The organism is Chryseomicrobium aureum (assembly GCF_043182735.1).
Lineage (GTDB): Bacteria > Bacillota > Bacilli > Bacillales_A > Planococcaceae > Chryseomicrobium > Chryseomicrobium aureum.
In genome coordinates this window covers 1,429,434-1,456,429 of sequence record NZ_CP171117.1, presented here as the reverse complement: position 1 = coordinate 1,456,429, position 26,996 = coordinate 1,429,434, and the positions used below count along the sequence as shown (strand labels likewise).

Below are 26,996 nucleotides of genomic sequence, written 5' to 3'. Positions count from 1 at the left end.
CGCACTTCAAAAACTATAGGTACACTGATAACAAAAGGGGGAATCGTAATGGAGCGAATAACGTGGGATCAATTTTTTCTAGCACAGTGTCATTTGTTAGCATTGAGAAGTACATGTACAAGACTAGCTGTTGGTGCGGTTATAGTAAGAGATCGTCGCATCATTGCTGGGGGCTATAACGGGTCTATTTCTGGTGGCGATCACTGTATCGATCAAGGGTGTTATGTGATTGATAACCATTGTGTACGCACGATTCATGCGGAAATGAATGCTTTGTTACAGTGTGCGAAGTATGGGGTCTCAGTCAGTGGGGCTGATTTATATGTGACGCATTTTCCGTGTCTACCGTGTACAAAATCCATTATTCAGTCCGGTATTCACCGCTTGTACTATGCGGCGGATTATAAAAACAACAGCTACGCGATTGAACTACTTGACCAAGCAGGTGTAGAAGTAATACATGTGCCGTTTGATGCGCGGAAGATTGATTTCTTGGCGATGGAAAAAGAGAACTTGACCCGTTCACTTCTCGAAGAGTTAGCTCTACATACTGATCAAGAAAAGATTGATGCATACACGAAGAAAGTGGATGCTTTATTTGCAAAATAACTGGATTTATTGTGCGTTTGCAGCCGTCATTGGCTGCTTCGCCATCTTTTCAAGCATTTGGTTCGTGCTACTAGGAGTAGGTTTAGCTATTTTTTGCTTCTTTCGCATAAGTAAGAGAGCGGCAATTGTTGTCAGTGGTACGCTGTTCCTCTTCATGTGGATGGTCTCAGAAAGACTGCCAGTCGAAACGATTGAAAGTCAGCAGCTTGGAACTGTCACATCTCTATATAAACAACAAGGAGATCGTTTTGCAGCATTTATTAAAGTGCAAGACGGTCCACTTATTTACGTTTCGTACACTCTTCCAGATGAAGAGACGGCACGAGTTTTCAAAGAGACAAACTGGACAGGAATAGTAGTGGCACTTGAACTTGAACGGCAACCTGAAAGGTTACAGAGTCACCCGTTCGAATTTCAATTTGATGACTATTTACTCTCTAAAGGAGCGCAAGGTGCTTACAAAGCACTTACACTTCAACCGTATTCCCCAACCACCACCCTCACTTGGCAAATGAAGCGAAAGGTTTCCTCCATACGACTTTTCATCCAGCAATCGGTCGTTACCAAAGTACCGGTAGAACTTCAAGACGAAGTGCTAGCTTTAACCATAGGAGACCGCTCTCTCGGAGATCAAGATACCAATCGTCTGTATCAACGCTTAGGGCTTTCTCATCTTTTTGCAATCTCTGGGTTACATATTGCGTTATTGACAGGTGCCCTTTATGGTGTTTTGCTTGCAGCAGGAGTGAGGTTGCGCATGATTTATATTCTGATTTTAAGTTTTCTACCGTTTTATATGGTGTTAGCTGGAGGGGCTCCCTCTGTAATTCGTGCATGTTTCATGGTGTTTATAGGAACAGTCTTATTGATGAAAAAAATCAAAGTGACTAGTCCGGATCTTATTTCCTGGGTATTGCTGATCACACTAGCCTATTTTCCATTTTTCGCGCTTCAGCCGGGGTACCAATTATCATTTATCGCTGTATTTAGCTTGATTTATTCAACGAAACTTATGGCGTCTTCGTCTTATTTACTTTCCACATTCTTTACAACTGTCATCTGTCAATTAGCAGTGCTTCCTATCGTACTTTACCATTTTCAACAACTCTCCTTGATTTCGTTCGTAATTAACATACTAGCGATTCCACTCTTTACATTTCTCATTTTGCCCGTCAGTTTTTTTTATGTACTGTGTGCTATTCTTCCAATTAACTTCCTTCCATTCGTTGATTCCTATACGCGCATCCGATCGACTATTCAGCTTGTATTTCAATGGTTTTCTGAACTCCCATTCGTCACATGGACGCCTCCAGCACTTGAAAGTTATTTTCTTATAACTCTAGGCGTCTGCATAATGACATTTTTACTGTGGGAGAGACGAGGTGTGTTAGCTCTACCGTTTATTCTTGTAGTATCAATTGGTTGGCATGTACTCCCGTATTTCAATGACCAGGCAAAACTATCTTTTGTCTATGTTGGGCAGGGGGATAGTACATTTATACAATTACCAAACCGAGACTTTACTCTATTGATCGATGCGGGGGGTAGGGTATCCTTCGAGAAGGAGCCTTGGCAAGAGCGAGATAGCTACGAAATAGGACGATCTATCGTTTCTCCCTACATTCGGTCATTTGGCGTATCCACCATTGACTTGTTTATTTTGACACACGCGGATGCGGATCATACAGAAGGTGCAGAGGAACTCGTCGAAGATTTTCATGTCCGACAAATCTTAGTGCCTGTTGGAGTACTAGAGTTACCAGAACTCGAGCAGCTAAGACAAAGTGCAGAAGCTAAAAAAGTACCGATTTATGAAATTGAAGAAGCTGTCAGTATACAGATAGGGGATTCTAGGATTTATGTGTTGCCGGTAGAGGGACCTTACAAAGGGAATGACAGTTCACTAGTCACTGTAGTAGAGGTGTTTCATCAAAAAATTGTATTGCCTGGCGATTTGGAAAAGGATGGTGAACAGTGGATGGTAAGTCGGTACGGAGAGTTGCTCATGAATGCCGACTTGTTAAAGCTTGGACATCATGGAAGTAAAACCTCTACAACGCCCGCTTGGCTAGATGTTATAAACCCGAAATATACAGTGGCAAGCGCAGGGAAAGACAATCGATATGGCCATCCACATGAAGAGGTTCTTAAAGAATTAGTAGCCCGACAAATTCCGATACGAGGAACGTATGAAGGCGGGACGATAGAAGTAATAATCTCTCGGAAGGGTGTGGAATGGAAGACAAACAAAAAAGACGCCAAGTAATGGCGTCTTGTGTCGTCTTATTGAGCGACGAATTGTACGACTACTGCGATTAAGAACATGGTTGCGAAAAATACAAAAGAGGCCACAAAACCTATTCCCGAGTCAATCGCGTCGTTGCGTTTGGACTGTACGTTGTGTTCAAATTCGTTCATTTAAACCCCTCCTCTGTCTTTTTAAGTATAAACAATCTAGTACAAAAAATCTACATACAATGATGTGAACAATTTTTGTATAATAAAGAAGAAGGAGAGGTGTCTCTCATGATTACAAAACAGTGGCAAGCTCTAAACAAAGAGCCACTTGCGCCTTTTTATGTGATTGTCGGTCAGGAAGGCTATTTACGGGATGAAACAGTCAAACGCATTCAGGCTCGAGTCGATCCGGAAGAATGGTTTGTACTAGATTTAGAGCAACAGTCGATTGAAGATGTGATGCTCGAAACCGATACTATTCCATTTTTTGCAGAAAAAAAGGCAATTATCGTGCATAACCCTCAGTTCTTGAGAGCTGCGGTGAAAGACAAAGAAAAAGAAAAGAAAGACACATTTCCACAAAAACAATTTCTCAATTGGTTAGATCATCCTTCAGAAACTGCAGTCGTCGTGTTCGTTGCGCCATATGAAAAACTAGATGATCGAAAAAAGGTGGTCAAAGAGCTTCGTAAATCAGCAGTTGTCATTGAAGCAAATCCGTTATCGGAAAGTGACCAAAAAAGTTGGGTGCTCTCGCAATTTAGAGCACATGGCAAAGCGCCGACAGATGAATTGATTGATTGGGTAGCTGCTGTTCCGTTATCACTGTCGTTCAAACGTAATGAAATTGCAAAAGCAGCGCTCTACGTTTCAGATTCTGAAGAAGTGACATTTGACGATTATCAACAAGTTGCATCGCCAGTCCTTGAAGACAATGTGTTTGCATTAACAGAAGCATTTTTGCAATCTAATCGTGAGAAGGCGGTAACACTTTACAATGAGTTGTTAAAACAAAAAGAAGAACCACTTAAGCTTGTGGCACTTTTAGCGGGACAATTGCGATTATTGATTCAGGTGGGGTACTTTAAAAAGATGGGCTATCCGAATACGCAAATAGCCGGTCAAGTCAAAGCGCACCCTTACCGCGTCAAACTGATGATGGAACATCCTTTAGTTGAACAAGAAGAACTTCTTGTAGAGAAATTGAAACTGTTAGCAGAAGTAGACATGCAACTAAAATCATCACACATGAAAAAAGAACGAATTTTAGAACTCTACTTATTAGCAAATTAAACAGAAAGAGCTGTCCCCGAATATGGGGACAGCTCTATTTCTGTAGGTGACCAATTGACACAAAAAACTTACGCTTTTTTCATCAATTGAGATTTTTTGCGCGCAGCCGCGTTTTTGTGGATCAAGCCTTTTGAAGCAGCTTTTTCTACAGATTTGATAGCAGCTTTGATTGAATCGTTTTTGTTTTCATCATTATTAGTTACAGCAGTTTCGGCACGCTTAACAGCAGTACGCATAGCTGATTTTGTTTGTGAGTTTTGAGCGTTTGCAGTAGCATTCGTCTTCACACGTTTAATAGCTGATTTAATGTTTGGCATTCCTTTCACCTCCTAGTAAGGATGAGATGATACTTGTTAATTGATTTCAGTTCAATTACAACAAGAATTATTTTAACAAACCTGAACTGATTTTGCAATATTTAAATGCAAAGAATATTTACTTGACACCTGCTCAAACTAAAGTGAGGTGAAAACAATGAACAGAAGTGATTTGGAACTTGAGGTAATGCTAGCTACCGAGAACTTGGAACAAAGCAAGACAACCACACAACAAGGGATTACCATCTCAACGATTACTCGTGAAATACAGTCAAAAGACAAGACCTTTGTTTCGATCGACTATCCAGATTTGGATGTAGATGAAGGACGCGGTGTTGACGGGGTGTATAACCAAGATCTTCACCCCGAGCCCTGTTAATTGAACTTGGTGGTATCGAAAATACACAGGAAGAAGTGCGGGCAACTATTGAACAATTAGCGAAAGCACTTGGTGCGCTATAGATTTGCGTATCACTTCGCGCCTGATTCTGCTATAATTTGTTGTAGCTTAATTAGGAGTGGACAAATATGAATAATCAGGAACGATTAAATAGACAAAGCAAGATTCGAAACTTTTCCATCATTGCGCACATCGATCATGGAAAGTCGACACTTGCAGACAGAATTTTAGAAAAAACACAAACAGTTAGTAGCCGTGAGATGAAAAGTCAGCTACTTGACTCCATGGATCTTGAACGTGAGCGCGGAATTACTATCAAGTTAAATGCCGTGCAACTGCAATATAAAGCAAAAGATGGAGAATTCTACACATTCCATTTGATTGATACACCAGGACATGTCGATTTTACGTATGAAGTGTCGCGCAGTCTAGCAGCTTGTGAAGGCGCTATACTAGTTGTCGATGCAGCACAAGGTATCGAAGCACAGACGCTTGCGAATGTGTACCTTGCATTAGATAACGACTTAGAAATCTTACCTGTCATTAATAAAATTGACCTGCCAGCAGCAGACCCAGAGCGTGTACGTGGTGAAGTCGAAGAAGTCATTGGTCTGGATGCGTCAGAAGCCGTACTTGCTTCGGCAAAAGCAGGGATTGGAATCGAAGAGATTTTAGAACAGATCGTCGAAAAAGTTCCTGCACCAACAGGTAATCCAGAAGCGCCCCTGAAAGCGCTGATCTTTGATTCACTATTTGACCCGTACCGCGGTGTTATCTGTTACATTCGAATCGTAGAAGGAACAGTAAAACCGGGAGACAAGATACGCATGATGTCTACGGGTAAAGAGTTTGACGTAGTGGAGACAGGCGTCTTCACACCGAAAGCTATGCAACGTGATGAACTGACAGTAGGAGACGTAGGTTTCTTAACAGCTTCGATGAAAGATGTTGGAGACTCAAGCGTCGGGGATACAATCACGCTTGCAGCTAACCCAGCGACAGAGGCTTTACCGGGTTACCGCAAAATGAATCCAATGGTGTTCTGTGGTCTGTATCCGATTGATAACTCACGCTACAATGATCTGCGTGAAGCACTTGAGAAACTTCAACTAAACGATGCAGCGCTTGAGTTTGAACCAGAAAGCTCTCAAGCACTAGGGTTTGGTTACCGTTGTGGATTCCTTGGGCTTCTGCATATGGAAATCATCCAAGAACGTATCGAGCGAGAATTCAAAATTGATTTAATCACAACAGCTCCTAGTGTTATTTACAATGTCGTGATGACAAACGGAGACTTGTTACGCGTTGACAATCCATCTATGATGCCAGATCCGCAAAAAGTCGACAAGATGGAGGAGCCTTACGTGAAAGCATCTATTATGGTTCCGGAAGATTATGTCGGGGCTGTAATGGAACTGTGCCAACGTAAACGCGGGAACTTCTTGACGATGGATTACTTGTCTTCTGCACGAGTGAACATTTTATATGAAATCCCACTGTCTGAGATTGTCTATGATTTCTTTGACTCGTTAAAATCGAGTACAAAAGGTTATGCATCTTTCGACTATGAATTGATTGGGTATAAAGAATCGAAACTTCAGAAGATGGATATTTTATTGAACGGTGAAAAAGTCGATGCACTGAGCTTCATCGTCCATAAAGACTTTGCCTATGAGCGTGGAAAATTAATTGTTGAGAAATTAAAGAGCTTGATTCCTCGTCAACAATTCGAAGTGCCTGTACAAGCTGCTGTCGGACAAAAGATTGTAGCGCGTTCTACCATTAAATCAATGGGTAAAAACGTACTTGCAAAATGTTATGGTGGAGATATTTCACGTAAACGTAAACTACTAGAGAAACAAAAAGAAGGTAAAAAACGTATGAAACAGGTCGGTTCTGTTGAAGTACCACAAGAAGCATTCATGGCTGTACTAAAGATGGACGAAGACCAGAAAAAATAACAAATGAGGAGGAAGCGACTTTAGCTGTCCTCCTTTTTGATTGATAAGGAAGTTGGTGAACTATGATTCAAGGCATTTATATTCATATCCCATTCTGCCACCAGATTTGTAGTTACTGTGATTTCAATAAGTTTTATTTTCATAATCAACCAGTAGATGAGTATTTGACACGACTCGATCAAGAGATGGAACTGTGGGCGCGAAAAACAGATTTGTCAGAAGTACACACGATTTTTCTTGGTGGAGGCACCCCAACATCGCTGAGCTTACGCCAGTTGAGTCGTCTGTTCGATTCCATTTCCAAGCACTTTCCAGTTGATCAAGTAACGGAATTTACATCAGAAGCGAATCCGGATGAGTTGACGTACGACAAAATGGAACTCATGGCCGCGCGAGGAGTAAATCGTTTTAGTATTGGCGTTCAAACCTTTGACCAGCAGTTACTGAAAGTGTTGGGGCGCACTCATTCGACGGAACACGTCGAACGAGTGATCACTCATGCCGAACAGTTAAACTTCCCGTCCATCAGTATGGATTTGATGTACGGTTTGCCAAACCAAACGATGGAACAGTGGGAACAAGCTCTGACGAAAGCATTTTCTATGCCCATCACACATATCTCTGCTTATTCTCTACTTGTTGAGCCGAAAACAATTTTTTATAATTTACTGTCTAAAGGAAAACTGAAGCTTCCGACACAAGAGCTCGAAGCAGACATGTACGATGTATTGTTGAAGCGAACGGAGAAAGCCGGGTTTGAACAATACGAAATCAGTAATTTTGCAAAAAATAAGTTGTATTCTGAACACAACTCTATTTATTGGCGCAATGAAGAGTACTTAGGTCTTGGCGCGGGCGCACACGGATATGTAGACGGAGTCCGTTATTCCAATCACGGACCCCTCAAAAAATATATGACACCACTCGAGCAGAATGAATTACCTGTGTTGCATCAAAATCTTGTGACCGTTAAAGAATCAATGGAAGAACAAATGTTTTTAGGACTTCGTATGAATCAAGGTGTTCAGTACACGAAATTTGAAGAGAAGTTTGGCAAAGATCTTCGCACGGTCTATGCAGAAAAGATTCGTCCTCACGCTACTAGTGGCTTTTTAGAACTGACAGATGAAACACTGCGACTGACAAGAAAAGGTCGATTTATCGGAAATGAGATTTTTCAAGATTTTTTACTCGACTAAATTTATTGACAGGATTTTCAACGTTTGATAACTTTATAGGTGAGTATTAGCACTCTCACAAGACGAGTGCTAACAGGAGTGATCAACATGTTAACGGAAAGACAATTATTAATCTTGCAAGTTACTGTCGATGACTTTATCCAAACTGCTCAACCTGTAGGGTCAAGGCAACTCTCGAAAAAACAAGAGATGCCGTATAGTCCGGCAACCATACGCAATGAGATGGCTGATTTAGAAGAGATGGGGTATTTAGAAAAAACACATACCTCTTCTGGTCGTGTTCCTTCTCAAAAAGGGTACCGCTATTATGTAGACAACATGCTCTCGCCAAATCAACTTAGTACTTCTGAGATCGCCAAGTTGCAATCTGTTTTTGCGGAACGAAGAGTAGAGACAGAGCATGTGATTCGCCGTTCTGCTGAACTTTTAGCGGAACTGACGAACTACACGACGATACTCCTTGGAGAGGATATTCAACGCCACCGCGTTCGCAAGTTTTCAATGGTTCCACTATCCTCTGAAAATGCAGTGGCGATTATTGTCACGGATAATGGGCATGTTCAAAACAAGCTTGTTAGCATTCCTTCGGATGTGAAGATGGAAGACTTGGAGCGAGTCGTGGAAGAGATTAATGCGCGCGTTATTGGTTCGTATCTCTTTGAACTACCGGCTATTTTGCAGCGGGTCATGCATCAATTGATCCATCAATCCAACTCACGTCTCCTTGAAGTGTTTGAAACACTGACAGCTGAAGTGGGCAAAGGGGCTGAAGAGAAAGTCGTATATGGCGGAAAGATGCAGCTTTTTAACCAGCCTGAATTTAGTGACTGGCAAAAAGCGCGAAACTTATTAGAGTTTATGCAGCAGCTAGAAGACCATCCACGCTTAATCGTCCCGAATTCGAGTGGCTTGTCCATTCGAATAGGCTCAGAAAATGAAATGGATGCAATGGAATCTTGCAGTATAGTAACGGCGACCTACTCGTTTGGTGAGCAGCAAAAAGGCCAAATCGCTATTATTGGACCTACCCGTATGGATTACAGACGAGTGATTTCACTTCTCGACTATGTAACGGGCGACATGGCGAAAGAACTGGCTAAGATTTTCAATACAAAATAGAAGGGCTTTGTGATGATGACTGAAGAAAACAAACAGCAACCTGAAGAACAATTGCCAGAGCAACAAGATGTAGTGGAAGAAGAAGTTTCAGAGCAACTAGAAGAGCCAACTGAACTTGAGCTTTTACAAGCAAAACTTGATGAGCAAGAGAATAGTTATCTTCGATTGCGCGCTGATTTTGATAATTATCGCCGCAGAGTTCAAAAAGACACAGAAGCGGCTGCAAAATTCCGTGCCCAGTCTCTTGTCACGGACATCTTACCTGTGCTTGACAACTTTGAACGTGCGATTGATACGGCTCCACAGACAGAAGAAGCCCAGTCGTTCGTTAAAGGTGTAGAAATGGTTTATAGAAGTTTAAAAACTGCTCTTGAAGCAGAAGGTGTTCAAGAAATCGCACCGGATGGACAAGCGTTTGATCCAAACTTCCACCAAGCTGTTATGCAAGAGCCATCTGAAGAACATGAATCCGGTATTGTGATTCAAACACTTCAAAAAGGGTATCAATTGAAAGACCGTGTCATTCGACCTGCAATGGTAAAAGTAAGCGAATAAAAATTGAAAAGTAGTCTAGGAGGAACTTGAATTATGTCTAAAATTATCGGTATTGACTTAGGAACAACAAACTCATGTGTCGCTGTATTAGAAGGCGGCGAACCAAAAGTAATTCCAAATCCAGAAGGAAACCGCACAACACCATCTGTTGTAGCGTTCAAAAACGGTGAGCGTCAAGTCGGAGAAGTGGCAAAACGCCAAGCTATCACAAACCCGAACACAATTGCTTCTGTAAAACGTTTAATGGGAACATCTGAAACAGTTTCAGTTGAAGACAAAAACTATACACCACAAGAAGTTTCTGCAATGATTCTTCAGTACTTAAAATCGTATGCTGAAGAGTATCTTGGTGAAAAAGTAGAAAAAGCGGTTATCACAGTACCTGCATACTTCAACGACGCAGAGCGTCAAGCAACAAAAGACGCTGGTAAAATTGCTGGCTTAGAAGTAGAGCGTATCATCAACGAACCAACTGCGGCAGCACTTGCATACGGTTTAGATAAAATGGACAAAGATGAAAAAATCTTAGTATACGATTTAGGTGGCGGTACATTTGACGTATCGATCCTTGAGCTTGGAGACGGCGTATTTGAAGTACTTGCAACTGCAGGTGACAACCGTCTAGGTGGAGATGATTTCGACCAAATCATCATCGACTTCTTAGTTGCTGAATTCAAAAAAGAAAACGGCATCGACTTATCAAAAGACAAAATGGCAATGCAACGCCTAAAAGACGCAGCTGAAAAAGCGAAAAAAGATCTTTCAGGTGTGACGTCTACACAAATCTCATTACCATTCATTACAGCAGGCGAAGCTGGACCACTTCACCTTGAAGTCACTCTTTCTCGTGCGAAATTTGAAGATATGAGCGCATCACTTGTAGAACGTACAATGGAGCCTACTCGTCAAGCAATGCGTGATGCAGGTCTTTCTGCAAGCCAAATTGATAAAGTCATCTTAGTGGGTGGTTCTACACGTATCCCTGCTGTACAAGAAGCAATCAAAAAAGAGACAGGCCAAGATCCACACCGTGGCGTTAACCCAGATGAAGTTGTAGCAATGGGTGCTGCAGTTCAAGGTGGAGTACTGACTGGTGATGTTAAAGATGTCGTTCTTCTTGACGTAACGCCATTGTCACTTGGTATTGAAACTATGGGTGGCGTGTTCACGAAGTTGATTGAGCGCAACACAACAATTCCAACGTCGAAATCTCAAACATTCTCTACAGCAGCTGACAACCAACCAGCAGTAGATATTCACGTACTTCAAGGTGAGCGTCCAATGGCTGCGGATAACAAGACACTGGGTCGTTTCCAACTTGCGGACATTCCACCAGCTCCACGTGGTGTGCCACAAATCGAAGTAACATTCGATATCGATAAAAACGGTATCGTAAGCGTAAAAGCAAAAGACCTTGGCACACAAAAAGAACAAACGATTACGATTCAATCAAACACTTCACTATCTGACGAAGAAATCGAGCGTATGGTAAAAGAAGCTGAAGCAAATGCAGAAGCAGATGCGAAGCGTAAAGAAGAAGCAGATCTTAAAAATGAAGCCGATCAGTTAGTGTTCATGACTGAAAAGACATTGAAAGATCTTGAAGATAAAGTGTCAGAAGAAGAGAAGCAAGAAGCTGAAACAGCAAAAGATGCTTTAAAAGCAGCTCTTGAAGCAAATGATTCAGAAGACATCAAAGCAAAACGTGACGCGTTGCAAGAAATCGTTCAAAAGCTTACTATGAAGCTATATGAGCAAGCAGCTACAGAGCAACAAGCAGCAGAAGGCAACCCAACAGATGATGGTGTTGTTGATGCAGATTTCGAAGAAGTAGACGATAAAAAAGACAAGTAAGAGTTGTCAGGAAAAGTCAAAGGCACCATTGTCTTTGGCTTTTTCCATGTCAGTAAAAACATGATACAATAGGGTAGCTGTTAGGAGAGTGAAACATGGATAAACGAGATTATTATGAGGTGCTCGGCGTTTCAAAGACTGCCTCTCAAGACGAAATAAAAAAAGCATACCGAAAATTATCAAAACAATACCATCCAGATATCAATAAAGAAGATGGTGCAGATGCAAAGTTTAAAGAAATTTCTGAGGCTTATGAAGTATTGAGTGATCAGGAAAAACGCGCACAATACGATCAGTTTGGTCACGCTGGTCCCCAAGGATTCGGTGGATTTAATGGCGGATTCTCTGGTGGAGACGGTTTCGGATTTGAAGATATCTTTAGTTCGTTTTTTGGCGGAGGTGGCGGTGGTCGCAGACGTGATCCGAATGCCCCGCGTAAAGGGAATGACTTACAATACTCGATGACAATTGAGTTTGAAGAGGCTGTTTTCGGAAAAGAAAAAGAAATTGAAGTGTCAAAAGACGAAATTTGTGACACGTGTGACGGTAGTGGTGCAAAACCAGGGACTTCTCCTACAAAATGTACGCAGTGTCAAGGTCACGGACAAGTCAATATCACACAAGATACACCGTTTGGCCGTGTGCAGACGAAACGTACTTGCCCTGTGTGTGAAGGAACTGGAAAAGAAATCAAAGACAAATGTACGACATGTTCTGGACGTGGACGCGTTACGAAGCGTAAGAAAATCAAAATCACGATTCCTGCAGGCGTCGATGATGGTCAACAATTACGCGTTTCCGGTCAGGGTGAGCCAGGAGTCAATGGCGGACCAGCGGGCGACTTGTATGTCGTATTCCGTGTAAAACCAGATGCTCGTTTTGAACGTGACGGAGATGACATCTATTACTCACTACCCTTAACATTTGCGCAAGCAGCACTTGGAGACGAAGTGGAGATTCCAACTGTTCAAGGGAAAGTGAAGCTTAAAATTCCTGCTGGTACGCAATCTTCTACGAAGTTCCGTTTAAAAGGAAAAGGCGTAAAGAATGTACACGGATACGGAGTCGGCGATCAACACGTCATCGTAAAAGTTATTACACCAAAGAAATTGACTGAAAAACAAAAGCAGTTACTGCGTGAATTTGCAGAAATCAGTGGCGACATTCCGGAAGAACAGGGAAGCTCGTTATTTGATAAAATCCGTACGAAAATCAAAGGTGAATAAGGAGTGAATCGCAAGTGAAATGGATGGAATTGTCGGTACTCACGACGAATGAAGCAGTCGAACCTATCAGTAATATTTTGCATGAAGCAGGAGCAAGTGGAGTCGTCATTGAAGATTCTCTTGAACTAGGGAAAGAGCGAGAAGATCAATTTGGGGAGCTCTACGAATTAAATCCACAAGATTTCCCTGCTTCTGGAGTTCGTGTGAAAGCTTATTTGTCGGTGACAAGCTTTATTTATGAAACCGTTGAAGAAATTAAACTTGCGATTGATAATCTCCGCACTTTTGGTATTTCGATTGGAGAAGGAATCGTCACACTACATGAAGTAGACGAAGAAGACTGGGCGACTGCTTGGAAGCAGTATTATCACCCTGTGAAGATTTCAAACCGATTTACAATTGTTCCTACGTGGGAAGATTACCAACCTGTCCAGTCCGATGAGTTGATTATAGAACTCGACCCAGGGATGGCATTCGGAACTGGAACACATCCTACAACAGTCATGTGTTTGCAAGCACTTGAAAAACAAGTCCAGTCAGGACATTCAGTGATTGATGTTGGAACGGGTTCAGGCGTACTTGCAATTGGTGCCGCTCTTCTTGGTGCAGACCATGTGCACGCACTAGATCTTGATGAGATCGCTGTAAAAGCTGCGACTGAAAATGTTGAGCTGAATAATGTGCAGGACCGCGTACGGACAGTACATGGAAATTTACTAGATTCAGTTGATGCACAAGCAGATGTTGTAGTCGCAAATATTCTGGCTGACATCATCTTGTCCTTCACTGAGGATGCGTATCAGATGGTAAAACCGGGTGGTGTCTATATCACGTCGGGTATCATTGGGGCACGTAAAGAAGATGTTAAACAAGGATTGGTAGATGCAGGATTTGCAATCGAAGAAGTGATGATGATGGAAGATTGGGTTGCCATCATTGCACGAAAGCAGTAGGAGGGAACGGCATGCAACGGTATTTTGTCGATTCACTCGACTATCCTACTGCGGTAATTACTGGAGACGATGCCCGTCACATCGAACGCGTGATGCGCATGAAAGAAAACGATCAAGTGATTATCGTGGCAGATAAAAAAGCTTATGTAGCGTCCATTTCTTCTTTAGGAGATGAAGGAGTAACTGTACAGGTACAAGAAGCAGTCGAGCGAGAGGTTGAACTTCCGGTTGATGTGACAATAGCATGCGGTCTTCCTAAAGGGGATAAACTAGACCTAGTCATTCAAAAAGCTACAGAGCTTGGAATGACTGGGTTTATTCCTTTTGAGGCAGACCGCTCGATTGTAAAATGGGAAGCGAAAAAATGGACAAAAAAACAAGAACGATTTGAAAAGATTGCGAAAGAAGCGGCCGAACAAAGTCATCGAACAGTGATTCCGCATGTCCACTCACTGCTTTCGTTCAAAGATCTTGTAAAAGTGTCTGAAACGTTTGATGTTGTGTTGATTTGCGATGAAGAAGAAGCGAAAAAATCAGAGCGCATCCGGTTTGCAGACCACATCAAAACGGTGTATGATAATAAGTCGATACTGCTCGTATTTGGACCTGAAGGTGGACTTGCACGCCATGAGGTGGAACGCCTCGTCGAAAACGGTGCATCTGCCGTAACACTGGGTCCTCGCATACTTCGTGCAGAAACAGCTCCATTATATGCACTAGCTGCAATTTCCTATGAATATGAATGAAAGAGGTGGCTACTATGGCTTCAGTAGCATTCCATACGCTCGGATGTAAAGTAAATCATTACGAGACAGAGGCAATTTGGCAACTTTTCAAAGAACAAAACTATGAACGAACAGAGTTTGATAAACAGTCAGACGTGTATGTGATCAATACATGTACGGTAACGAACACGGGGGACAAAAAGAGTCGTCAAGTGATCCGCCGTGCAATTCGACAAAATCCGGATGCTGTCATCTGTGTAACCGGTTGTTATGCACAAACGTCTCCTGCAGAAATCATGGCTATTCCAGGCGTTGATATTGTTGTAGGAACACAAGATCGCAGAAAAATGCTAGATTACATTGAACAATACAAAGTCGAGCGTCAACCGATCAATGCGGTAGGCAATATCATGAAAAATCGTGTGTATGAAGAATTAGATGTCCCGAACTTTACTGATCGTACGCGCGCTTCGCTAAAAATCCAAGAAGGCTGCAACAACTTCTGCACATTCTGTATCATTCCCTGGGCGCGTGGTTTAATGCGTTCACGTGATCCAGAAGAAGTGGTGAATCAAGCAAAACAACTTGTAGCAGCGGGCTATAAAGAAATCGTTTTGACAGGTATCCATACAGGTGGTTACGGAGAAGACTTAAAAGATTACAATTTAGCTCAGCTTCTTCGTGACTTGGAATCACAAGTGACAGGCCTAAAAAGACTTCGCATCAGTTCCATTGAGGCAAGTCAATTAACAGACGAGGTCATTGCAGTTTTGAAAGAATCTAAAATTGTTGTACGCCATTTACATATTCCGATTCAGTCTGGCTCGGATACCGTATTGAAGCGTATGCGTCGTAAATATACGATGGCATTTTTCGCAGACCGTTTAATCGAGTTGCGCAAAGCTTTGCCAGATTTAGCTATCACTTCGGACGTTATTGTTGGATTCCCAGGCGAAACAGAAGAAGAGTTTATGGAAACGTACGAATTTATTCGTACACACCGTTTCTCAGAATTGCATGTATTCCCCTACTCTAAACGTACTGGAACACCTGCAGCTCGCATGGACAATCAAGTAGACGAAGACATCAAAAATGAGCGTGTGCATCGCTTGATCACTTTAAACGACCAACTTGCAAAAGAGTATGCGTCGAGCTATGAAGACGAAGTGTTAGAAATCATCCCAGAAGAGCGCTATCAATCAGATACGTCCGGAGACTTCGTTGTCGGGTATACAGATAACTATTTAAAAGTTGTTATTCCAGGAACAGAAGAGCTGATCGGTCAGTTAGTGAAAGTGAAAATCACAAAAGCCGGCTATCCATACAATGAAGGTCAATTTGTTCGTGTTTTAGAAGAAAATTTTGTCACCCTATAAGACCAAGTAACGCCACTTCCAATTCGGAAGCGGCGTTTTCTTATCATTTGATATAATCTTCGACTTTTAATGAAATCGAGTTGCGCCTCCTAGAAATCCCGCAAGAAGCCATCGCGGCCCATGAAGCAAGAACGCTTCACGGTCCACGCTGTCTTCTCGCAACATTTCTGACCAGTCGGCTCCACATCTAAAACTAAAGTTGAGTGGAATGGAGGGGTTGACTCCAGTGGGATTCCAGTCTGCCGTGAGATCCCGTAGGAGCCTGCGACGAGGAAGCTCACGCAGCGCCCACGGAAAGCAGCCCCGCAGTGGAACTCAACGTATAAAGTGGCGTTCTCCACATCTAGAAGTCTACCTTGCTATTTCCAATTAAATTGCTTATGATGAAGAGGTACGTACAACTCAATTTAAAGGAGTGTCTATTGATGAAAAAATCAACAGCATCATACATTGATCATACATTACTAAAACAAGACGCTACAAAATCTCAAATCGAAGTTCTTTGCCAAGAAGCGGCAAAATACGAATTTGCATCTGTATGTGTAAACCCGACATGGGTTGCATTTGCAGCGGAACTTTTAACAGATAGCCCTGTAAAAGTTTGTACGGTTATCGGATTCCCACTGGGTGCATCAACTACTGACGTGAAAGCATTCGAAACAAAAGATGCCATCGCAAAAGGTGCTACTGAAATCGACATGGTTTTAAACGTAGGTGCATTAAAATCAGGTTTGACAGAAGAAGTACAAAAAGACATCGAAGCAGTTGTTGAAGCAGCTAAAGGCAAAGCAATCGTTAAAGTGATTCTTGAAACATGCCTACTTACGAAAGACGAAATCGTACTAGCTTCTCAACTTTCAAAAAATGCTGGCGCTGACTTTGTGAAAACATCTACAGGATTCTCTACAGGTGGCGCAACTGCAGAAGACGTTGCACTTATGAAGAAAACTGTTGGTGATGACCTTGAAGTTAAAGCATCAGGCGGCGTTCGTAGTATCGAAGATTTCAATACAATGGTGGAAGCTGGAGCGACTCGTATTGGAGCAAGTTCTGGTGTGTTAATTATGGAAGGTAAAAAGAGCGATTCTGATTACTAATATTTTGTTGCACTAGTTGACGTTTCTTGCTGGATACGCTATAATTTTTAGGTAACATAACTTTGTTGTTATGTGCTTTGATGTGTGTTCGGAGGGAGGGAAAGAGAGATGTCAAAAACTGTCGTTCGCAAAAACGAATCGCTTGAGGATGCTCTTCGACGCTTCAAACGTACTGTTTCTAAAAGCGGTACTATTCAAGAGGTACGAAAGCGCGAGTTTTATGAAAAACCAAGCGTAAAACGTAAAAAGAAATCAGAAGCTGCGCGTAAACGTAAGTGGTAATCTTCCCGATGCATCCCTGCGTTACTAACACTTGATGATTAAATCGAACACAAACCCGTAAGTTCCTTTTGGAGCTTGCGGGTTTTTAATTTTGCACTAGGTGCCTGTCACCATTTTCCACTTATTGGCAGGGAATCCCTCCACCCAGGCCGCCATTTCCTGGGAGGATTTCCCCGAGCCTCCCCACGTAAGCTGAAAGGAGAGCACTTTCATCTTCGTTACCGGGTCTCGGGAAAATCCTGATGACCCGGGAAATGACGACCTAGCTTCCGGGATTTTTCAAATAATCCATTTAACTGTTTGAAAATTTGGGCGTTGATCTTGAAATAGTTTCCATAATATGACTTCGGTAGAACAAATTTGTTTTGGGTAGAATAAATTGTAGTTTCGGTAGAATAAATTGTAGTTTCGGTAGAATAAATCCTCAATTCATCCGATGAACGAGCGCTCAGCTTCATTCGATTCTTCTTAGAGGCGATATTTTACAATGAAACCCCTTATTTCTGCTACTTAGGTTAAGTGTAGCCCCAGAGATTGACGACATTAAAAGTTCTAGAGTAGTCGGCTCCACAAACTAAACTACCGACACAATATTGACGAATTAAATATAATTTCCCGCTAATACAATCAAAAAAACATGCATGCGTATGAAACTTTTCGGTATGATAATCGTAGAAGCAGGTAGACAGATCGAGAAAGTGGGGTGAAAAGGTGAAAAAATTGCGAATTGTATGGGTCCTCTCACTTTTACTTGGACTCCTCTTGCCACTTTTTTCCGTTGGTGCTCAAAATGAAACCGTTTACCGTATTCCATTAGATGATGTCGTAGAAAAAGCGCTATACACATTTCTAGCACAATCTATTGAAGAAGCGGAAGAAGCTAACGCAGAAGCTATTATTATTGAAATGAATACGCCCGGTGGACTTGTAGACGAAGCAGAAAATATTGCAAAGCTAATGGCTGATACCGAGGACATTCCAATTTATCTCTTTATCAATAACCGAGCATTATCTGCCGGAGCATTCTTAGCGCTTTACGCAGAAGAGATTTACATGTCACCGAATGCTACAATGGGAGCAGCGGCTGTCATTGATCAAACTGGAAATGCTGCTGATGAAAAAGCGCGCAGTGCCTGGGCAGCTTCCATGCGAAACGCCGCGGAACACTCTGGACGTAATCCTGTCTATGCAAAGGCTATGGTGGATGAGTCTTTAGAGATTCCGGAACTTGGTGTGGATGCCGGAGAACTTCTGACTCTATCAGCAAGTGAAGCTTTAGAGGTTGGGTATGCAGAAGGTATTGTCAATTCATTAGATGAAGTATTAGATGCAGTTGGTCTCGCAGATGCAGAGGTCGTCTCAGTAGAAGAATCTTTCTTGGTCAAACTAGCCCGATTCGTTACAAACCCGATTATTGTTCCAATTTTGCTCTCCATCGGAAGTCTAGGACTAGTGCTTGAACTCTACTCGCCAGGATTTGGTCTGCCAGGAATTGCGGGCTTGAGTGCTTTAATGCTGTTTTTCTACGGGCACATGATTGCTGGGCTTGCGGGGTATGAAGCGATGCTTTTATTTGCTCTAGGCGTCATCTTGTTGATTGCAGAGATTTTCGTCCCCTTTGGTATCAGTGGTGTACTTGGAGGGATAGCGATCATCGGAAGCCTTTATTTAGCAGGGGCAGATATGACACAAATTAGTATCTCAATTTTAATTGCACTTGGAGTTGCGATTATAGGAATGGTGATCATTATGAAGTTTTTTGGAAGAAGATTAAAATTGTTTAATAAAATAATTTTAAGTGACTCAACGTCTACGGAGAGAGGGTATGTCTCGTCTATAGAACGAAGAGAATTAGTTGGATCTACAGCAGACACCTTAACACCACTTCGTCCATCTGGTACTATTGTTATTGGTGATGAGCGATTGGATGCGGTTTCTGAAGGGGATTTTATTGACCGCAACAAAAAAGTAATCATCCGAAAAGTAGAAGGATCACGAATTGTAGTTCGTGAACTGAAAGAGGAGGAAATGTAATGATAGAAAGCTTTGGAATTGTCGGCTTGGTAGCAGCGATTGTTATCGTATTTTTATTCCTTGCCGTATTCTTCACTTTCGTACCTGTCACGTTGTGGATTTCCGCACTAGCTGCAGGCGTACGAATCAGTATTTTCACACTAATCGGGATGCGTTTACGTCGCGTTATTCCAAACCGAATTGTTAATCCGTTGATTAAAGCACATAAAGCGGGTCTTGACGTTCAAATTAACCAACTAGAGAGTCACTACCTTGCGGGTGGTAATGTTGACCGCGTAGTAAATGCTCTAATTGCAGCACACCGTGCAAACATTGATTTATCATTTGAACGAGCTGCAGCAATTGACTTAGCAGGTCGTGATGTTTTAGAAGCAGTACAGATGTCTGTTAATCCAAAAGTAATTGAAACTCCATTTATCGCGGGTGTTGCGATGGACGGTATTGAAGTAAAAGCAAAAGCGCGAATTACAGTTCGTGCAAACATCGACCGTCTTGTCGGGGGTGCTGGTGAGGAAACAATCGTCGCTCGTGTTGGTGAGGGGATTGTAAGTACTATTGGTTCTTCAGAAAATCACAAAAAAGTACTTGAAAATCCAGATATGATTTCTCAAACCGTACTATCTAAAGGTCTTGATTCAGGTACAGCATTTGAAATTCTATCGATTGATATCGCGGACGTTGATATCGGCAAAAACATCGGTGCTGAACTACAAACAGAGCAAGCTGAAGCAGATAAGAAAATTGCACAAGCTAAAGCCGAAGAGCGACGTGCAATGGCCGTTGCTACTGAGCAAGAGATGAAGGCTCGCGTTGAAGAAATGCGCGCGAAAGTTGTTGAAGCGGAATCACAAGTTCCACTTGCAATGGCAGACGCTTTAAAAGATGGAAACATCGGTGTTATGGATTACATGAACTACAAGAATATCCAAGCAGATACATCCATGCGTGATTCTATCAGCAAAGTTGGAAAAGATGATAGCAAAGACAATCCGACAAACTCGTAAGTTCGAGTAGAAGGGAGGAGCGGACATGGAAGGATTATTGCTAATTGTCTTGTCGCTAATTATCAGTTCGTTTTTTGGCAGCAAGAAAAAAGCAAGTCAAGAAACTCCACCTCCAGTGAGACAAAAAGAACCAACTCAAACATCGCAACCGGCTCAAACTAGACAAGCGAGTCAACAACAACCTGCTCGCCCTCGTTCTTTAAAAGAATTAGAGGACTGGACGAGACAGATGCTTGAGCAGAATGAAGAAAAGATTCCTCCCAAAGTGAAGGAAGTTGTGAAGCGGGCCGAAACTGAAGTTCGAGAACGATCTTCTCAAAGTCGGCCGCAAACGATTCGACCTGAGCGTGCCGCTAAAGTAGATCCAGTCATTGCAGCTGGTGAAATCGGTCAATCACGTCCTGGTCGTTTGTCCGCTCACAATAAACCAAAAGAACAACCAATGAAGGAAATACCGGTAAAAAAGCTGATTGATTCAAAAGAGCAATTGGCACAGGCCATTGTTCTATCAGAAGTGCTTGCACCACCAATTTCAAAAAGACGCTAGTCTGAACACCTGCTCTCTTACATAGTCATATGTAAGAGAGGGGTGTTTTTTTGTTGAATCCTCACTATGTAGAAACGAATCTATCCTCGTATCTCCTTATCAAATCATCGGTTACTATCCGAACAATGACGGATACAATGTTTGCGCTACAGACGACTGATCATTTCATTCAATTACATGCAGAAAGCCTCCGTGTTCGTAAGCTAACCAATGAATCACTAGAAGTCTTGTTCAAAGGATTGAAGACACTTGAAATTCAGACCATTACTAATTGAACCCATTTTGGAGAGAACTAGAGTTTGAGGCCGCCACTACGAAAAAGAATTTCGAGCTTGAATCGAGTCACATTACTGAGCTTTTGAGACAGTTTGTTTCGGAGAGTGATGAAGAAGTGAAAATACTCGGTGTAAAGGTTTTACATTTGGAAAATAATAATGGTAAAGTAAGAGGTAAGGTACTAGTCAACTTACATGGCAACATCGCGAAAACGGAGTACCTTAAGGAGATAGTAAATGACTGAAGAAAAACTCGAAATCAAAGTGAATGACCCTGCAGAAGCGGCGCAGCTTCATGGTAATGGGGATAAAAACTTTGCGCTTATTGAAGAAAACTTTTCGGTCCAGCTAATCGCGCGTGGCGACACGTTTTTAATTGTTGGCGAGGAAGAAGCTGTTAAAAAGGCGCATAGTGTAGTGAACGCTTTACTAGAATTGATTCGTAAAGGTATTCAAGTAAATGAGCGTGACGTGGTTGCTGCTCTTGAAATGGCAAACGCAGGAACAATTGATTATTTTGTTCGCCTTTACGAGGAAGAGATTGCTCGTACGGTAAAAGGAAAAGTTATTCGAGCAAAATCAATCGGTCAAAGAGCCTATGTCAAAGGCATTAAAAATTTTGATTTGACGTTTGGAATCGGACCAGCTGGAACAGGGAAAACCTATCTAGCTGTTGTAATGGCTTCCCAAGCTCTTAAAAACGGACACGTCAAGCGTATCATTTTAACTCGTCCAGCCGTAGAAGCCGGCGAAAGCTTAGGTTTCTTACCAGGCGATTTAAAAGAAAAAGTAGATCCGTATCTACGTCCACTTTATGATGCACTGCATGATGTCATCGGTGCAGAACAAACTGAACGCCTTATTGAACGTGGTGTTATTGAAATCGCACCTTTAGCCTATATGCGTGGTAGAACATTAGATGATGCGTTTGTCATATTAGATGAAGCACAGAATACGACACCTGCCCAAATGAAAATGTTTTTAACGCGCCTGGGGTTTGGCTCTAAAATGGTCATCACGGGTGATAAGACACAAATTGACCTTCCGAAAAATACGAAATCGGGTCTAATGATTGCAGAATCAATGTTGAAATCAGTAAAAGGGATTGATTTCCATTATTTAGAGCAAGGGGACGTTGTACGTCATCCATTGGTCGCAAAAATAATACAAGCGTATGAAGAAGGGCAGTAGTCGGTTTCGACTACTGCTTTTTACATGGTATACTTATGGAAGATGGAGGGGTGCTTGTGAACCGGATTCTTTCTTTTTTACAAACCGTACATGATAAAAAAGGTGTGTTTGCATCTGTCACATTAGTGATGGCTGTAGTATTGTTTGTCTTGCTCTCATTTGTAACGAATGAAAATACATATACAATCGAGCGTTTCCAATTGTCTCCTGAAACGATTCGTTCCACCAAAACGGTGGAAGATCCTTTAAAAACTGAACAGGATCGACTAGCTGCTCGAGAGTCAGTTGATCCAGTTTATGTGTTTCAAGAAGAAGCTAGCGATAACCAAGCCGCATGGACTTCTTCTGTGTTTGAAACAATCTTAGTGATAAAGCAAGAAGCACTGTCTGAAGATAGTGAACAACCACCCGTTCAACAACTGAAAGTAGAATTAGAAGCGCTATCAAACGAACTTGTTGAACGACTGAGTGATGAAGAACTATCCGTATTACTAAACCAACCTGCATCGACTCTTACAACCGCAGACGAGGTTGTAACCGATGAAGTGGCTACAGCGCTCAATCAACCTATTCGTGGGCCTCAATTAACTGTAGCACGTGAAGAAGCCGCATCTCGTGTACTAGAACGTTTGCCATTTCCAACTAACTTTGAAACAATTCTCACAAAAATCCTGGCTGTTGCGATCATTGAAACAGAATTTTTAGATGAAGAATTGACTGAACAACGCATTCAACAAGCGGTCAATGCAGTAGAACCTACAAGAATTTTACAAGGACAACTATTGGTGCAACAAGGCCAGTATGTGGACCGTGAAATTTATCGCCAACTTGAATTGACTGGAATGATTGAAGATACTGTCCAATACAAATCATACTTAGGTCTAGCTGTGTTAATTTTCTTAGCGGTAGCTATGGTATACTGCGCTATCCATTTAACAAAAGGTACGCGTAAAACACGACTCACTTGGTTGACGGTGGCACTTGTTGTGATACTTGTTGCATCGATCTTGATGGTATTGACCTCTATGATTGATGATAATTTCACAATCTCACTTGCATTTTTATTTCCAACAGGATTTGTTGCCATGACAGTTTATCTGTTGACGAGCGAACGCCTTGCCTATATTTCACTAATCGCAAATGCTTTACTGTCAGGATATATTTTCAGAGAAGACTTCACGACTTTTTTACAAACCGATGTGGCACTTTATACATTGATTGGTGGTCTTTCAGGTATATTCGCCTTTAAGTTCCTATCAGGAAGTGCTCCAATATTAAAAGCAAGTGGTATAGTTGCGGCAACGAATGCTCTCTTTATGCTTGCCTATTTGTTACTCTCAACAAGCGCATTGACTTTAAATTATTCATTACTTTCATTAGGTCTCGCACTGTTATCAGGTTTGATTTCCGGAGCGTTCACATTTGGTACATTGCCGTTCTTTGAATCAGCTTTTGGTATTTTGTCTACAATGAAATTATTCGAACTTGCGAATCCTGGGCACCCACTTCTAAAAAAGTTGTTAATGGAAACGCCGGGAACTTACCATCACAGTGTTATGGTTGCAAACCTTTCAGAAGCAGCTTGCGAAGCAATCGGAGCAAATGGTCTGTTTGCGCGTGTAGCTTGTTATTATCATGATATTGGCAAGACAAGAAGACCTGGATTTTTCATTGAAAATCAAACCAATGGGTATAACCCACACGACAGTCTCCCGCCAGAAACAAGTGCCTCAATAATTCGGGACCACACAACAGATGGGGCTGCCTTATTGATACAAAACCGAATACCTAAGGCGATCGTAGACGTTGCACTTCAACATCATGGGACAACATGTATTAAATTCTTTTATCATAAAGCCAAGCAACACGACGAGACATGTATAGAAGCAGATTTCCGCTATGAAGGACCAAAACCTCAAACAAAAGAAGCAGCTGTTATTTCGATAGCTGACAGTGTAGAAGCAGCAGTTCGTTCTATGAAACAACCCGATAGTGAAAAGATAATGAAACTTGTTGATTCGATTATCAAGGATCGTGTGAATGATGGGCAATTCGATGAATGTGATATTTCAATGAAAGACTTACAAATTGTAAAACAAAGTATATGTACAACATTAAAAGGGTTTTATCATGAGCGTATTCAATATCCAGAGGAGGACAAAAAATGATTGTCGATTTTCAAAATGAGCAAAATGCGGCGGATGAAAAGACGTTGCAGTTAGTGGAAGATGTATTGCTATTTATTGCAGATAAAGAATCCGTTGCTCAAGATGCGGAACTCTCTGTATCCTTTGTGACCAATGAAGAGATTCAAGAGATCAATAAAACTTACAGGGGCAAAGATGCAGTGACAGACGTCATCTCATTTGCGATGCAAGAGCATGGGGAAGGGGAAATCCAGATTATTGGTGAAGAACCAATCCTTCTAGGTGACATTATCATCTCAGTAGATCGTGGAAGAGAGCAAGCAATCGAATATGGTCACAGTTTTGAACGAGAGCTAGCATTTTTAGCAGCTCATGGACTTTTGCATTTACTTGGATATGACCATATGACAGAACAAGACGAACGTGAGATGTTTGCCAAACAAGAACACTATTTAACTGAGTTCGGCTTACCTCGCACAACTGAGTAAGCGTATGCGACGTGAAGTAAAGTCATTCCAAAATGCATGGCAAGGGATATTTCGTGCAGCCAAGTTGGAACGTCACTTAAAGTTCCATATTGTAGCGGCTATCGGAACGATTGCCGGTGCTTTCCTTCTTCAGTTTTCCGCCTTAGAGTGGGTGGTCCTTGTTCTGACCATAAGTGGAATGATTGCACTGGAGTTGGTCAACACTGCAGTTGAGCGTATAGTTGATTTCGTGCAGCCTGAATGGGATGAGAGGGCAGGACAGATAAAAGACATTGCGGCAGGCGCATGTCTCATTTATGCGTGCGGTGCACTAGCAATTGGGTGTATACTATACATTCCAAAACTAATTGAAGTGATCAGTTAGAGAGGAATGAACGGAGGAATTTTTTAGTATGGAATCAAAATTTAAATCAGGCTTTATCTCAATCATTGGTCGACCAAACGTTGGAAAGTCGACATTCTTAAATCGAGTCATCGGTCAAAAGATCGCTATCATGAGTGACAAACCACAGACAACTCGCAATAAAGTGCAAGGTGTTTTGACACAAGATACGAGCCAAATGATCTTTATTGATACACCAGGTATGCACAAACCTAAGCATAAACTGGGTGATTTTATGATGAAAGTTGCAAAGAACACGATGAAAGAAGTAGACGTCATCATGTTCATGGTCAATGCAACTGAGCCCATTGGATCTGGGGACAAAATGATTATGGAACTACTAGAGGGTAATCAAACACCTGTATTTTTAGTGATTAATAAAATTGACGAAGTACATCCAGATGAGCTATTTGGAATCATTGATTCTTATAAAAATGAATACAAATTTGCGGAAATCGTACCCATCTCAGCACTGCAAGGAAACAATATAGATCGTCTACTGTCCACAATCGAAAGCTACTTACCGGAAGGACCTCAGTATTATCCAGCTGATCAAGTAACTGACCACCCAGAACGTTTTATTATTTCGGAATTGATTCGTGAGAAAGTATTGCATGTAACACGTGAAGAAATTCCTCATTCAATCGCAGTTGTCATCGAGCAGATACGAAAAGAAGAGGGGAAAGAATTAATCAATGTCTCTGCAACGATTGTAGTAGAACGAGATTCTCAAAAAGGAATCGTCATCGGTAAACGAGGAGCGCTTCTTAAAGACATCGGAACAAAAGCGCGTCAAGACATTGAAATGCTTCTTGGTTCAAAAGTATTTTTAGAGCTTTGGGTAAAAGTTCAAAAAGACTGGCGCAATAAGTCTAATCAATTGCGCGATTACGGTTTCCGTGACGATGAGTATTAAGAGGGAGGCCTCACCATGCTGACAAAAGTAGAGGGATATGTGCTACGAGCGATTCCTTACGGAGAGAACAATAAAATTATAACTATTCTCACCGAAGAACTTGGGAAGCGAACAGCCATGGCGCGTGGAGCTAAAAAGCCGGCAAGTCGATTTTCTGCTGTCACGCAGCCCTTTACACATGGTCACTTTTTACTTCAACAGGGAAAAGGAATGGGGACCCTGCAACAAGCAGAAATTATTCAGTCGATGCGTCATATCCGTGAGGACTTTTTAAAGACAGCGTATGCGAGTGTTATAACAGAGCTTGTTGATAAACTGACAGAACAAGATGTAGCCTCGAGTGGCATTTATCAGCTTCTTCATCAAGCAATGCAAGCCATTGAAGAAGAACAAGATCCAGAAGCTATTTTATTGTTCGTGGAATGGAAGATGTTACCGGTCGCTGGAATTCGACCCTTCTTAGATGGTTGTGCAAATTGCGGGTCAAAAGAAGGGGAGTTTGCATTTTCTTTTCAACAGATCGGATTTTTGTGCCATAGATGTTTTCACATAGACCCTTACATCATTCGATTGACACCTGTGCAAGTTCGCTTGATTCGAACATTTATGTTCACGTCACTCGAAGAAGTGAATTCCATTCAACTGAAAAAAGAAACGAAGCAATTCATGCGAAAGATTGTTTCAACAATTTACGAGGAACAAGTGGGCATCCATTTGAAGTCACGGAAATTTTTAACGCAAATCGAACGCAATCCTTTGCTGTTTGCAGACGAAAAAAAGGACGTCCCTGAAGACTAGGGACGTCCTT

28 protein-coding genes are annotated in these 26,996 nt (G+C 41.9%); 26 read left to right on the top strand and 2 right to left on the bottom strand.

Annotated elements, in window-relative coordinates; genetic code table 11:
* Window positions 1–48: 48 nt before the first annotated feature.
* Window positions 49–609: a ComE operon protein 2 gene (locus tag ACF3OH_RS07665; protein ID WP_392453927.1), complete on the top strand. Its 561-nt coding sequence runs from the start codon at window positions 49–51 to the stop codon at window positions 607–609.
* Window positions 569–2,875, top strand: coding sequence for a DNA internalization-related competence protein ComEC/Rec2 (locus tag ACF3OH_RS07660; RefSeq protein WP_392453925.1), 2,307 nt, complete (start codon window positions 569–571; stop codon window positions 2,873–2,875). The genes ACF3OH_RS07665 and ACF3OH_RS07660 overlap by 41 nt, the downstream gene beginning before the upstream one ends.
* 17 nt (window positions 2,876–2,892) lie before the next feature.
* Here the strand turns inward: ACF3OH_RS07660 and ACF3OH_RS07655 are convergent, their stop codons facing one another.
* Window positions 2,893–3,027 (bottom strand): YqzM family protein, encoded by a 135-nt coding sequence (locus ACF3OH_RS07655; protein ID WP_204590216.1) that lies wholly within the window; start codon window positions 3,025–3,027, stop codon window positions 2,893–2,895.
* 108 nt (window positions 3,028–3,135) lie between these two features.
* Here ACF3OH_RS07655 and holA point away from each other — a divergent pair, with 108 nt between their 5' ends.
* Window positions 3,136–4,140 (top strand): DNA polymerase III subunit delta, encoded by a 1,005-nt coding sequence (gene holA, locus ACF3OH_RS07650; RefSeq protein WP_392453923.1) that lies wholly within the window; start codon window positions 3,136–3,138, stop codon window positions 4,138–4,140.
* Window positions 4,141–4,208: 68 nt separating this feature from the next.
* On the opposite strand, the gene rpsT is transcribed toward holA, so the two are convergent.
* Window positions 4,209–4,457 carry a 30S ribosomal protein S20 gene (rpsT, locus tag ACF3OH_RS07645; RefSeq protein WP_204590214.1) on the bottom strand — a complete coding sequence of 83 codons (249 nt, stop codon included), beginning with the start codon at window positions 4,455–4,457 and terminating at the stop codon, window positions 4,209–4,211.
* Between the two features lie 157 nt (window positions 4,458–4,614).
* On the opposite strand from rpsT, the gene ACF3OH_RS07640 reads away from it, so the two are divergent.
* From ACF3OH_RS07640 to recO, 23 genes are all read left to right on the top strand, one after another.
* Window positions 4,615–4,836, top strand: a complete 222-nt coding sequence (locus tag ACF3OH_RS07640) for a hypothetical protein (RefSeq protein ID WP_392453922.1) — start codon at window positions 4,615–4,617, stop codon at window positions 4,834–4,836.
* On the top strand, window positions 4,830–4,919 hold the full coding sequence (locus ACF3OH_RS07635) for a hypothetical protein (RefSeq protein WP_392456738.1): 90 nt from the start codon (window positions 4,830–4,832) through the stop codon (window positions 4,917–4,919). Before ACF3OH_RS07640 ends, ACF3OH_RS07635 begins: the two co-directional genes overlap by 7 nt.
* 66 nt (window positions 4,920–4,985) lie before the next feature.
* The gene (gene lepA / locus ACF3OH_RS07630; protein WP_204590212.1) at window positions 4,986–6,818 is read left to right on the top strand and encodes a translation elongation factor 4; all 1,833 of its coding nucleotides are present in this window, start codon (window positions 4,986–4,988) and stop codon (window positions 6,816–6,818) included.
* 62 nt (window positions 6,819–6,880) lie between these two features.
* Window positions 6,881–8,017 (top strand): radical SAM family heme chaperone HemW, encoded by a 1,137-nt coding sequence (gene hemW / locus ACF3OH_RS07625; protein WP_392453921.1) that lies wholly within the window; start codon window positions 6,881–6,883, stop codon window positions 8,015–8,017.
* 87 nt (window positions 8,018–8,104) lie between these two features.
* Window positions 8,105–9,136, top strand: a complete 1,032-nt coding sequence (gene hrcA / locus ACF3OH_RS07620; protein WP_204590210.1) for a heat-inducible transcriptional repressor HrcA — start codon at window positions 8,105–8,107, stop codon at window positions 9,134–9,136.
* Between the two features lie 15 nt (window positions 9,137–9,151).
* The gene (gene grpE, locus ACF3OH_RS07615; protein WP_204590292.1) at window positions 9,152–9,691 is read left to right on the top strand and encodes a nucleotide exchange factor GrpE; all 540 of its coding nucleotides are present in this window, start codon (window positions 9,152–9,154) and stop codon (window positions 9,689–9,691) included.
* A 33-nt stretch (window positions 9,692–9,724) separates the two neighbouring features.
* Window positions 9,725–11,545 (top strand): molecular chaperone DnaK, encoded by a 1,821-nt coding sequence (gene dnaK, locus ACF3OH_RS07610; protein ID WP_392453920.1) that lies wholly within the window; start codon window positions 9,725–9,727, stop codon window positions 11,543–11,545.
* A 95-nt stretch (window positions 11,546–11,640) separates the two neighbouring features.
* Entirely contained in the window at window positions 11,641–12,771 is a 1,131-nt protein-coding gene (dnaJ, locus tag ACF3OH_RS07605; RefSeq protein ID WP_204590208.1) for a molecular chaperone DnaJ, read from the top strand.
* Between the two features lie 14 nt (window positions 12,772–12,785).
* On the top strand, window positions 12,786–13,724 hold the full coding sequence (prmA, locus tag ACF3OH_RS07600) for a 50S ribosomal protein L11 methyltransferase (protein WP_392453919.1): 939 nt from the start codon (window positions 12,786–12,788) through the stop codon (window positions 13,722–13,724).
* 11 nt (window positions 13,725–13,735) lie between these two features.
* Window positions 13,736–14,470, top strand: coding sequence for a 16S rRNA (uracil(1498)-N(3))-methyltransferase (locus ACF3OH_RS07595; RefSeq protein ID WP_392453917.1), 735 nt, complete (start codon window positions 13,736–13,738; stop codon window positions 14,468–14,470).
* 14 nt (window positions 14,471–14,484) lie between these two features.
* A complete protein-coding gene (mtaB, locus tag ACF3OH_RS07590; RefSeq protein WP_392453916.1) occupies window positions 14,485–15,825 on the top strand; it encodes a tRNA (N(6)-L-threonylcarbamoyladenosine(37)-C(2))-methylthiotransferase MtaB in 1,341 nt (446 codons plus the stop codon).
* A 425-nt stretch (window positions 15,826–16,250) separates the two neighbouring features.
* Window positions 16,251–16,922, top strand: a complete 672-nt coding sequence (gene deoC, locus ACF3OH_RS07585; RefSeq protein WP_204591854.1) for a deoxyribose-phosphate aldolase — start codon at window positions 16,251–16,253, stop codon at window positions 16,920–16,922.
* A 108-nt stretch (window positions 16,923–17,030) separates the two neighbouring features.
* Window positions 17,031–17,204 carry a 30S ribosomal protein S21 gene (gene rpsU / locus ACF3OH_RS07580; protein WP_004227078.1) on the top strand — a complete coding sequence of 58 codons (174 nt, stop codon included), beginning with the start codon at window positions 17,031–17,033 and terminating at the stop codon, window positions 17,202–17,204.
* 711 nt (window positions 17,205–17,915) lie between these two features.
* Window positions 17,916–19,238, top strand: coding sequence for a nodulation protein NfeD (locus ACF3OH_RS07575; RefSeq protein WP_392453913.1), 1,323 nt, complete (start codon window positions 17,916–17,918; stop codon window positions 19,236–19,238).
* Window positions 19,238–20,242 carry a flotillin-like protein FloA gene (gene floA / locus ACF3OH_RS07570; RefSeq protein ID WP_204591858.1) on the top strand — a complete coding sequence of 335 codons (1,005 nt, stop codon included), beginning with the start codon at window positions 19,238–19,240 and terminating at the stop codon, window positions 20,240–20,242. The genes ACF3OH_RS07575 and floA overlap by 1 nt, the downstream gene beginning before the upstream one ends.
* 25 nt (window positions 20,243–20,267) lie before the next feature.
* Entirely contained in the window at window positions 20,268–20,789 is a 522-nt protein-coding gene (locus ACF3OH_RS07565; protein ID WP_392453912.1) for a hypothetical protein, read from the top strand.
* Window positions 20,790–20,839: 50 nt separating this feature from the next.
* Window positions 20,840–21,064: a hypothetical protein gene (locus ACF3OH_RS07560; protein ID WP_204591862.1), complete on the top strand. Its 225-nt coding sequence runs from the start codon at window positions 20,840–20,842 to the stop codon at window positions 21,062–21,064.
* Between the two features lie 237 nt (window positions 21,065–21,301).
* Entirely contained in the window at window positions 21,302–22,255 is a 954-nt protein-coding gene (locus tag ACF3OH_RS07555) for a PhoH family protein (protein WP_392453911.1), read from the top strand.
* A 56-nt stretch (window positions 22,256–22,311) separates the two neighbouring features.
* Entirely contained in the window at window positions 22,312–24,423 is a 2,112-nt protein-coding gene (locus ACF3OH_RS07550; protein ID WP_392453910.1) for an HD family phosphohydrolase, read from the top strand.
* Window positions 24,420–24,890 (top strand): rRNA maturation RNase YbeY, encoded by a 471-nt coding sequence (gene ybeY, locus ACF3OH_RS07545; RefSeq protein ID WP_392453909.1) that lies wholly within the window; start codon window positions 24,420–24,422, stop codon window positions 24,888–24,890. The genes ACF3OH_RS07550 and ybeY overlap by 4 nt, the downstream gene beginning before the upstream one ends.
* 4 nt (window positions 24,891–24,894) lie before the next feature.
* Window positions 24,895–25,254: a diacylglycerol kinase family protein gene (locus ACF3OH_RS07540; protein ID WP_392453908.1), complete on the top strand. Its 360-nt coding sequence runs from the start codon at window positions 24,895–24,897 to the stop codon at window positions 25,252–25,254.
* A gap of 28 nt (window positions 25,255–25,282) precedes the next feature.
* Window positions 25,283–26,188 carry a GTPase Era gene (gene era / locus ACF3OH_RS07535; RefSeq protein WP_204591871.1) on the top strand — a complete coding sequence of 302 codons (906 nt, stop codon included), beginning with the start codon at window positions 25,283–25,285 and terminating at the stop codon, window positions 26,186–26,188.
* A gap of 15 nt (window positions 26,189–26,203) precedes the next feature.
* Window positions 26,204–26,986 carry a DNA repair protein RecO gene (gene recO, locus ACF3OH_RS07530; protein WP_204591872.1) on the top strand — a complete coding sequence of 261 codons (783 nt, stop codon included), beginning with the start codon at window positions 26,204–26,206 and terminating at the stop codon, window positions 26,984–26,986.
* Window positions 26,987–26,996: the final 10 nt, after the last annotated feature.

Coding starts and splice junctions, on each gene's coding strand:
- ACF3OH_RS07655 (WP_204590216.1), bottom strand. CDS start 3,027: ATGAACGAATTTGAACACAACGTACAGTCCAAACGCAACGACGCGATT.
- deoC (WP_204591854.1), top strand. CDS start 16,251: ATGAAAAAATCAACAGCATCATACATTGATCATACATTACTAAAACAA.
- hemW (WP_392453921.1), top strand. CDS start 6,881: ATGATTCAAGGCATTTATATTCATATCCCATTCTGCCACCAGATTTGT.
- ACF3OH_RS07640 (WP_392453922.1), top strand. CDS start 4,615: ATGAACAGAAGTGATTTGGAACTTGAGGTAATGCTAGCTACCGAGAAC.
- dnaK (WP_392453920.1), top strand. CDS start 9,725: ATGTCTAAAATTATCGGTATTGACTTAGGAACAACAAACTCATGTGTC.
- ACF3OH_RS07540 (WP_392453908.1), top strand. CDS start 24,895: ATGCGACGTGAAGTAAAGTCATTCCAAAATGCATGGCAAGGGATATTT.
- recO (WP_204591872.1), top strand. CDS start 26,204: ATGCTGACAAAAGTAGAGGGATATGTGCTACGAGCGATTCCTTACGGA.
- dnaJ (WP_204590208.1), top strand. CDS start 11,641: ATGGATAAACGAGATTATTATGAGGTGCTCGGCGTTTCAAAGACTGCC.
- holA (WP_392453923.1), top strand. CDS start 3,136: ATGATTACAAAACAGTGGCAAGCTCTAAACAAAGAGCCACTTGCGCCT.
- hrcA (WP_204590210.1), top strand. CDS start 8,105: ATGTTAACGGAAAGACAATTATTAATCTTGCAAGTTACTGTCGATGAC.
- grpE (WP_204590292.1), top strand. CDS start 9,152: ATGACTGAAGAAAACAAACAGCAACCTGAAGAACAATTGCCAGAGCAA.
- ACF3OH_RS07595 (WP_392453917.1), top strand. CDS start 13,736: ATGCAACGGTATTTTGTCGATTCACTCGACTATCCTACTGCGGTAATT.
- ACF3OH_RS07660 (WP_392453925.1), top strand. CDS start 569: ATGCATACACGAAGAAAGTGGATGCTTTATTTGCAAAATAACTGGATT.
- mtaB (WP_392453916.1), top strand. CDS start 14,485: ATGGCTTCAGTAGCATTCCATACGCTCGGATGTAAAGTAAATCATTAC.
- rpsT (WP_204590214.1), bottom strand. CDS start 4,457: ATGCCAAACATTAAATCAGCTATTAAACGTGTGAAGACGAATGCTACT.
- floA (WP_204591858.1), top strand. CDS start 19,238: ATGATAGAAAGCTTTGGAATTGTCGGCTTGGTAGCAGCGATTGTTATC.
- ACF3OH_RS07555 (WP_392453911.1), top strand. CDS start 21,302: ATGACTGAAGAAAAACTCGAAATCAAAGTGAATGACCCTGCAGAAGCG.
- era (WP_204591871.1), top strand. CDS start 25,283: ATGGAATCAAAATTTAAATCAGGCTTTATCTCAATCATTGGTCGACCA.
- ACF3OH_RS07665 (WP_392453927.1), top strand. CDS start 49: ATGGAGCGAATAACGTGGGATCAATTTTTTCTAGCACAGTGTCATTTG.
- ybeY (WP_392453909.1), top strand. CDS start 24,420: ATGATTGTCGATTTTCAAAATGAGCAAAATGCGGCGGATGAAAAGACG.
- ACF3OH_RS07565 (WP_392453912.1), top strand. CDS start 20,268: ATGGAAGGATTATTGCTAATTGTCTTGTCGCTAATTATCAGTTCGTTT.
- rpsU (WP_004227078.1), top strand. CDS start 17,031: ATGTCAAAAACTGTCGTTCGCAAAAACGAATCGCTTGAGGATGCTCTT.
- lepA (WP_204590212.1), top strand. CDS start 4,986: ATGAATAATCAGGAACGATTAAATAGACAAAGCAAGATTCGAAACTTT.